Source organism: Thermococcus sp. (assembly GCF_027052235.1).
Lineage (GTDB): Archaea > Methanobacteriota_B > Thermococci > Thermococcales > Thermococcaceae > Thermococcus.
In genome coordinates this window covers 1-6,492 of the sequence record NZ_JALUFF010000004.1, presented here as the reverse complement: position 1 = coordinate 6,492, position 6,492 = coordinate 1, and the positions used below count along the sequence as shown (strand labels likewise).

The 6,492-nt window shown below is 49.1% G+C and carries 11 protein-coding genes; 9 read left to right on the top strand and 2 right to left on the bottom strand.

Annotated elements, in window-relative coordinates; all coding sequences use genetic code 11:
• The first annotated feature begins 221 nt into the window (after positions 1-221).
• The 7 genes from MVC73_RS00225 to MVC73_RS00195 all read left to right on the top strand — a co-directional run bounded on the left by MVC73_RS00225 (position 222) and on the right by MVC73_RS00195 (position 3,420).
• Complete coding sequence (locus tag MVC73_RS00225) at positions 222-542, top strand: hypothetical protein (RefSeq protein ID WP_297505972.1); 321 nt, start codon at positions 222-224, stop codon at positions 540-542.
• Positions 503-1,369, top strand: coding sequence for a DNA-3-methyladenine glycosylase (locus MVC73_RS00220; RefSeq protein ID WP_297505971.1), 867 nt, complete (start codon positions 503-505; stop codon positions 1,367-1,369). The genes MVC73_RS00225 and MVC73_RS00220 overlap by 40 nt, the downstream gene beginning before the upstream one ends.
• 4 nt (positions 1,370-1,373) lie before the next feature.
• Entirely contained in the window at positions 1,374-1,541 is a 168-nt protein-coding gene (locus MVC73_RS00215; RefSeq protein ID WP_297505970.1) for a hypothetical protein, read from the top strand.
• Positions 1,534-1,989: a PIN domain-containing protein gene (locus MVC73_RS00210; RefSeq protein ID WP_297505969.1), complete on the top strand. Its 456-nt coding sequence runs from the start codon at positions 1,534-1,536 to the stop codon at positions 1,987-1,989. The genes MVC73_RS00215 and MVC73_RS00210 overlap by 8 nt, the downstream gene beginning before the upstream one ends.
• Positions 1,986-2,306, top strand: coding sequence for a hypothetical protein (locus tag MVC73_RS00205; protein WP_297505968.1), 321 nt, complete (start codon positions 1,986-1,988; stop codon positions 2,304-2,306). Before MVC73_RS00210 ends, MVC73_RS00205 begins: the two co-directional genes overlap by 4 nt.
• A 27-nt stretch (positions 2,307-2,333) precedes the next feature.
• Positions 2,334-2,732, top strand: coding sequence for a hypothetical protein (locus MVC73_RS00200; RefSeq protein ID WP_297505975.1), 399 nt, complete (start codon positions 2,334-2,336; stop codon positions 2,730-2,732).
• Between the two features lie 154 nt (positions 2,733-2,886).
• Complete coding sequence (locus MVC73_RS00195) at positions 2,887-3,420, top strand: adenylate kinase family protein (protein WP_297505974.1); 534 nt, start codon at positions 2,887-2,889, stop codon at positions 3,418-3,420.
• Here the strand turns inward: MVC73_RS00195 and MVC73_RS00190 are convergent.
• Complete coding sequence (locus MVC73_RS00190; protein ID WP_297505967.1) at positions 3,405-3,899, bottom strand: type II toxin-antitoxin system VapC family toxin; 495 nt, start codon at positions 3,897-3,899, stop codon at positions 3,405-3,407. The genes MVC73_RS00195 and MVC73_RS00190 overlap by 16 nt on opposite strands.
• A 58-nt stretch (positions 3,900-3,957) precedes the next feature.
• Here MVC73_RS00190 and MVC73_RS00185 point away from each other — a divergent pair, with 58 nt between their 5' ends.
• Positions 3,958-4,722 (top strand): 5-oxoprolinase subunit PxpA, encoded by a 765-nt coding sequence (locus MVC73_RS00185; protein WP_297505966.1) that lies wholly within the window; start codon positions 3,958-3,960, stop codon positions 4,720-4,722.
• 5 nt (positions 4,723-4,727) lie between these two features.
• On the opposite strand, the gene MVC73_RS00180 is transcribed toward MVC73_RS00185, so the two are convergent.
• Positions 4,728-6,218, bottom strand: a complete 1,491-nt coding sequence (locus MVC73_RS00180) for a hypothetical protein (RefSeq protein ID WP_297505965.1) — start codon at positions 6,216-6,218, stop codon at positions 4,728-4,730.
• Between the two features lie 103 nt (positions 6,219-6,321).
• Here MVC73_RS00180 and MVC73_RS00175 point away from each other — a divergent pair.
• A partial coding sequence (locus MVC73_RS00175) for a carboxyltransferase domain-containing protein (protein WP_297505973.1) occupies positions 6,322-6,492 on the top strand: 171 nt, incomplete at its 3' end.

Here is a 6,492-nt window from a genome sequence, read left to right as displayed (position 1 = left end):
GTGTAGCTCGTGATTGTGCCCTCTACCTTCGCAACATACACTACTCTTCCCGTACTCTGGGAAGCCGCCGAACCGATGAGCTCCAGTGCGAGGAGAAGTAGCACGAGCGCCAGGGCCACTTTCACCCGCATCATTACCGCCGCTATTAGTACTACTCAAGGGTTTAAATCTTTTGCCTTACTCCCGAAAGTGATTTATAGACCGCCGCCGCTTTTTATACCATGGAGCTTAGAAGACTCCTCAAGGCCTACAGGGCCTCCCATGGAGAAGAAAAACTCGAAGCTGCGTGGAGGCTCGTGAGAGAAGCTGCGAGATATTCACGGCAGGAGCCCTACTGGGATTTTCTGAGGAGAGAGTTCGGGGTGAAGCCCGAGGAGATTAAGGATGCCCTCCGCTTTCTTGAGGAGCATGGAGAGATCGAGGTTCACCGGTCCGTGGACGGAAGGCACCTCTGGGTCTCAACCCTAAAGGATATAAGGGAGAACCCGGTTAGGCTCGACCGATGGCTGAGATCGACCTCAAAAAAACGACACACGAGATGATCCGCAACGGGACGTGGAAGTTTGAGAAGGGGGTGTTTTATCAGGCACTCCGTCTCCCCGGTAGAGTAAGCGTAGCGGGCTACGACGGAGAGGACTTCATGATTCCCGATGGCCTCACGAAGAAGGAGAAAAAGCTTGTCAAAGAAAAGCTCTCCTTCATCCTCGGCCTCGAAACGGATTTAGATTCTTTCTACGCGGAGATAAGCGACTCGCCCTTCGCCTTCCTCATTGACGAGTTCCACGGTCTCACGGTCCCGGCCGCCCCGAGCCCGTATCAGGCTCTGGTTGAGGTCATAGCGCAGCAACAGGTGAGCTTTGACTTCGCCCAGAGGACGATTGCAAACCTCGTGAGGATAGCGGGTGAACCCATCGGGGATTTATACACCTTCCCCACGCCGGAAAGGATATCATCCCTCAGAGAGGAGTTGAAAAGGGCCAAACTCGGCTATCGCTCTGATTATATAAAGTCGCTCACGGAACTTTATCTGGAGAGGAAGCTCAACCTTGACCTGTGGGATTGGAGCGTTGAAGATGCCATAAAGTATCTCACCAAGTTCCGGGGGATTGGAAAGTGGAGCGCGGAGCTCTTCTTGGCTTACGGCCTCAGAAAGAACGTTTATCCCGCTGGCGACCTCGGTATGAGACGGGGAATCGCGAAGATATTTGGAAAGAGCCCCAAGGAGGTCAAGGAGAGGGACGTTAGGGAGGTAATAGAGCCCTATGGGAAGTGGAAAGGGCTTTTGGCCTTCTACGTCCTCTGCTACGACAGGAAGACCGAGATGGAGAGGAAACTTAAAATACGAAACTCGCGAAAAAGTTCCGGGTGATGGAATGCTCATCGATATAAAAACCCTCTACGTATTGATGGAGATCCGGTCCAAGAGAGGGGGTAAAAAGGGATCCGCCGAGAAGATGCTCGGGATACTGGAAGGGAGGCTTCCCAAGGGGATGAGCAGCGTAGAACTGCTCAGAAGGATGAGGGAGGAGGAGTATGATTAGGGTCTATCTCGACACAAATGTCCTCCTGAACGTCTGGTTCAAAGAGGAAGATCCCAAAACAGGGGATGAGCTATGGAAGGCCCCGCTTCGGATTTTAAAACTCGTCGAAACTGGTGAGATTGAGGGTCTCGTTTCGATATTCACGCTGATGGAAAGCGCCCATGTGTTTAAAAGAAACAAGCTGAACCCGGAAAAAGTCAAGGAAATTGAAGACATTGGTATTGAGGTTTACGTTCCCAATGAGTTGGCTTTGATTGATGCGTTCTCTTTTCAGTTGAAACTCGGGACCGACCCCTACGATTCTGTGGCACTGGCTTCTGCACTGGCGTCGGGATGTGATGTTCTGATAACGCGAGACGAGGACTTTAGAAAGAAGGCAGAGAACCAGATAATGGTTCTGAGCCCCGAAGAATTCCTTGAATGGATTGCGGCGAGTGGAGGGCTATGAAGATAGAAGTCATTATTCCCCGCGAGAGGTTCAAGACCCTCAAGGGCAAAGATATAAACGCCCTCCTCAGAGAGAACCTGCCAAAGGCCGAGGAAACCCTCAAGGCCGAGAGAGAGGAGTTCCTCAGGGAAAGGGTGGAGAAACTCGAGGAGAAGCTCCGCGAGATGGAGGACGAAATTGAAGAGCTTAGGGAGTTCTATGAAAATGCCCTAAAGGACAAGGAGCTGATGATGGCAGAGCGAGAGAGGCTTAGAAGGGAAAACGCCGAGCTGAATGCAAAGTTCGAGGAAAATAGAAAGAAAGTTCAGAAAACGTGAACGAATTGTTCATGGAGCGTGAACGAAATGAAGCTCATCATCAAACCCGAGAAGGGCTTTGGAAAGATTGAAATCGAGCTCGACGATGAAGTCGCTGGAGAGATCAAAAGGCTGAGCGAGCGTTATGGAGTTCCTGTCGAGAGGGTAGCTGAGATAGCCCTCGCCGGCGAGTTTAGAGAACCCTCTGGAGAGCTTGAGGAACTGGAGAGAAAGGTTAGAGAGCTCGAGGAGAGGGCCTGGAAACTTGAGAAGGAGTACTCCTCGCTTCGCTTCAAGGCCTACGGTCTGAGCGAGGACAACAAGATCCTGGCGATAGAGCTCTCAGGTTTAATAGCCGAGAACAACCAGCTACGGCGGTTTCTGGGAATGAAGCCGGAGAGAAACCTCGAGCTGAGAAAGCTTATATCCTACTACCTCCAAGGCTGAACGCGGATGATGACAGCGAATTGCGCGGATCTGTGAAGAGAAACGCTATCTGACGCCGTCCCGGCGGGCAATGAGGAATCCAAGACGGGCTGAGCGGAGCGATGACGTACCCTATGAGCGCCGAGCCCGCCCGGGACGTGAGGAGGTGATGGGGATGATAATAGCGGTGACGGGCACTCCAGGAGTTGGAAAAACGACGGTTTCAAAGCTACTCGCGGAAAAGCTCGGCTACGAGTACGTGAACCTGAGGGATTACGCCCTTGAGAAGGGCCTCGGAGAGATGAAGGGGGAGGAGCTGGAGCTGGACGTTGATGAGCTGGCCGAGAACTTTGAGAGGGACTTTAAAAACAAGAACGTGATCGTTGATAGCCACCTCGCCCACTACATGCCCGCCGACCTCGTAATCGTCCTGAGGGCCCATCCCAAGCTGATAGCGGAGAGGCTGAAGGAGAGGGGATATTCAAAGGCAAAGGTAGGGGAAAACGTGGAAGCGGAGCTGGTCGATGTCATCCTTGTCGAGGCCATCGAAGAGAACGAGAACGTGGTTGAGATAGACACGACAGGAAAGACTCCGGAGGAAGTTCTTGAAGAGATACTCGACCTTCGTAGGAGAGGGGTTAAGAAAAGGGTCGGACTCGTTGACTGGAGCGACGCCTACGATGATATTTTACCTTACCTGCGCCTTTGACGCCTCTTCCTCCTCGGAATCAGCCTGACCGGACTGCCACAGTCGGGACATATTCCTTCGGGCGGCATCTCCTCGAATTTCTTTCCGCAGCCAATGCAGACGTAGTTCCAGCGGATTACCCTTTTTATGCCCCTCTTTAGCGTCTTGAACTCCAGCCCAAGCGTTTTTGAAATGTTCTGGAGGTTGTAATCGTCGGTTAATAGGACCCCTTTGAGCTCGTAGGCCAAAGCCAGAACCTCTATGTCAGCTTCGCTCAGCTCGTTTAACTCGCCCGTCCTCCTTGCGGCGTCTTTAATAACTTCGATGCTCTCCCGCGATGGAGCCAGAATCCTAACCTTCCCCGCGCTGATCAGGCCCTCGAGGAAGAGCCTCGACTCAGGGTCTTTAACTTCCTCCACGACCTTTGGAGTCGTTACACCTTCAACGTCAACTCCCTGGATGAAGATTGCCGCGTCGATTACCCGAACCCTCTCGCCCATGAACCCCCCTTGGAGAAACCCTTTTTTAGATTTCCGTCGAAATGCTTTCGGTGGGAGCATGAAGGTCGACCTAAACTCCGATCTCGGCGAGAGCTTTGGGAGGTATAAGCTTGGCCTCGACGAGGAGGTCATGAAGTACATAAGCTCTGCAAACGTCGCGACGGGCTGGCACGCGGGTGATCCCCTCGTGATGAGAAAAACAGTAAGGCTCGCGAAGGAGAACGGCGTTGCCGTTGGTGCTCATCCGGGCTATCCCGATTTACTCGGCTTCGGCAGGAGGTACATGAAGCTCTCCAGCGAAGAGGCGAGGAACTACATCCTCTACCAGATCGGAGCGCTTTACGCCTTTGCTAAAGCCGAAGGACTTGAGCTCCAGCACGTCAAACCTCACGGGGCACTCTACAACGCTCTGGTGAAGGAGGAAGAGCTCGCTAGAGCTATAATTGAAGGGATAGCAGATTTCAATAAGCGTTTGATCTTCGTAACCCTCTCCGGCTCGAGGCCGGCCGATATAGCAGAGGAGATGGGAGTAAAAGCGGCCCACGAGGTTTTCGCGGATAGAGCCTACAACCCGGACGGAACCCTCGTTCCCCGCTCGAAACCCGGGGCGGTGATAGAGGACAAGGAAGAGATAGCGGAGCGCGTGATTTCGATGGTGAAGGACGGAGGTGTTAAGGCGATAAACGGCGAGTGGGTCGAGTTGAAGGTCGATACAATCTGCGTCCACGGGGACAACCCGAAGGCTGTGGAGATAGCCTCGATGGTGAGGAAAGCCCTTGAGGAGGAGGGAGTAAAGGTAGTGCCGATGAGGAAGTTTCTTTAGCTCCTTTAGTCTCGAATTTTATTAATTGCTGATTTAAAAAACTCTATCTGCTCTTTTGTACTCAACTCAAATTCTTTATTTCCTACCTTGAGTATGGCTCCCGAGACTTCCACAGAATAACCGAACACCTTTGTTTTCTTGAACAGTGCCGCCAATCTCTTAATAGTCTCATCAGCTTTGTTAGGATGTATCACTTCCCATTGCTTTAATACGTATTCTACAAAGGCCACAGTGATCTCATATGTTTCCAATCCCAAAGGAAGTTCTTCAATGTCAAAATCAAACATTCTTGTTAGAATCTGCGGGTACATCTTCAGAACTTCAATAGCCTTGTTATAAAGCCCAATTTTGGCATAGGTAGGTATATACTGTCCAGTATCCTCTTTTGAGTATGAAAGAGCAATTTTTATGATCCTAGGGATTGAGGTCACGCCTCCTTCAATTTTCTCGGGAATGCTATTGTAAATTTGTTTTAGAACAACCTCACATTGTGGGCTCTTATTTAGCTTCATGCGCTCTAAACCAGAAAGTTTGAAATCCAATAGTTTATCTAATGCGGAAAAGAGAACTTCCCTTTTGACTTTTTCATATTCCCCTTCTCTGTCCATCTCAATGAGACTCTCTAGGTTTTCAATATAATCACAAAATGCGGGATAAATAAAGAAATAATTATTAACAAGCATTTCTCCCAACTTCTCAAACATAGTCCTGAAATTAAAAACTAAAGTCGGATCTTTTTGGTATGCGGATCTTAGAGGGTTTATTACAGCAGACGGAATCTCATATTTAAACAGTGCCTCAAGATAGGGTCCTAACAAGTCTTTTTGTATCCAAGTATGAAGTCTCCACCATTGGGGATCCCAGTATTCCGCGTATTCAATGGATTTGGAAATTTCCCCGGTAACCACCGGGAGGTAATCACCAGGGTTAATCTCTTTAAAGGAAATGTTTATTAAGTCCAACATCCCGTAAAGATATGGGAAAACATCCCACGGATTACCTGCACTCTTTTTTAAAATGTCAGCCAGAGCTTTTCCATTCTTTGAGAGCATTCTGGCGATAGTTGCCGGCGACATCACAAATAACTCTCTGATATTAGAGGAGAAATAAAGTACAAGCAAAATGCTCATTATAAGCCATAAGAATGCTAGTTCTGCCATAATTCTCGCATCTTTGAGATCCACAAATCTCACGACAAAACTTATGATTAATAGCAAAAGAGTTAGATCACGTATGTTTGAGAGGTGTCTCTTTAAAATCAGTTTGGCATATTCCCTATATGTAGCCTGTAGATGTACAGCCCCAATAGATGTCATAATGGCCACGAGCGTCAGAAATACTTGGAAGAACAAATCTACGAATCGTATTAATTCATTCCGTGTAACATTTACCCCAAGAGAATAAAACAATCCCACAAGTAGGGCAGTAAATGCTAGCATAAGTAAAATACCCCAACCTGAAATTATTAATTCTTTAACTTCATCCGAAGCACTCATTGAGCTCAGCCTCTATGCTTATTACTAACTATTATCTAAGGCTTTAAAATTTTAAAATATATCGAGAGCCAATCAGATAAGGGGAGTAAGAAAAATGAAGAAAATAAAACTAAAGCCCGCCGGTGACTCAGCCCTTCTGATCACCCTCGGCGAGACCATAAGCGAAGAAATAAACGCCAGAGTGCACGCAATAGCGAGGGCAATAGAAAAGGCCGATTTTGAGTGGCTCGTGGAGGTTGTGCCTGCCTACTCCTCGCTCCTCGTGGTCTACGAC

What these genes read in the sequence shown, in the direction of transcription:
- MVC73_RS00225 (WP_297505972.1), top strand. Translation starts at nt 222, where the DNA reads ATGGAGCTTAGAAGACTCCTCAAGGCCTACAGGGCCTCCCATGGAGAA.
- MVC73_RS00220 (WP_297505971.1), top strand. Translation starts at nt 503, where the DNA reads ATGGCTGAGATCGACCTCAAAAAAACGACACACGAGATGATCCGCAAC.
- MVC73_RS00215 (WP_297505970.1), top strand. Translation starts at nt 1,374, where the DNA reads ATGCTCATCGATATAAAAACCCTCTACGTATTGATGGAGATCCGGTCC.
- MVC73_RS00210 (WP_297505969.1), top strand. Translation starts at nt 1,534, where the DNA reads ATGATTAGGGTCTATCTCGACACAAATGTCCTCCTGAACGTCTGGTTC.
- MVC73_RS00205 (WP_297505968.1), top strand. Translation starts at nt 1,986, where the DNA reads ATGAAGATAGAAGTCATTATTCCCCGCGAGAGGTTCAAGACCCTCAAG.
- MVC73_RS00200 (WP_297505975.1), top strand. Translation starts at nt 2,334, where the DNA reads ATGAAGCTCATCATCAAACCCGAGAAGGGCTTTGGAAAGATTGAAATC.
- MVC73_RS00195 (WP_297505974.1), top strand. Translation starts at nt 2,887, where the DNA reads ATGATAATAGCGGTGACGGGCACTCCAGGAGTTGGAAAAACGACGGTT.
- MVC73_RS00190 (WP_297505967.1), bottom strand. Translation starts at nt 3,899, where the DNA reads ATGGGCGAGAGGGTTCGGGTAATCGACGCGGCAATCTTCATCCAGGGA.
- MVC73_RS00185 (WP_297505966.1), top strand. Translation starts at nt 3,958, where the DNA reads ATGAAGGTCGACCTAAACTCCGATCTCGGCGAGAGCTTTGGGAGGTAT.
- MVC73_RS00180 (WP_297505965.1), bottom strand. Translation starts at nt 6,218, where the DNA reads ATGAGTGCTTCGGATGAAGTTAAAGAATTAATAATTTCAGGTTGGGGT.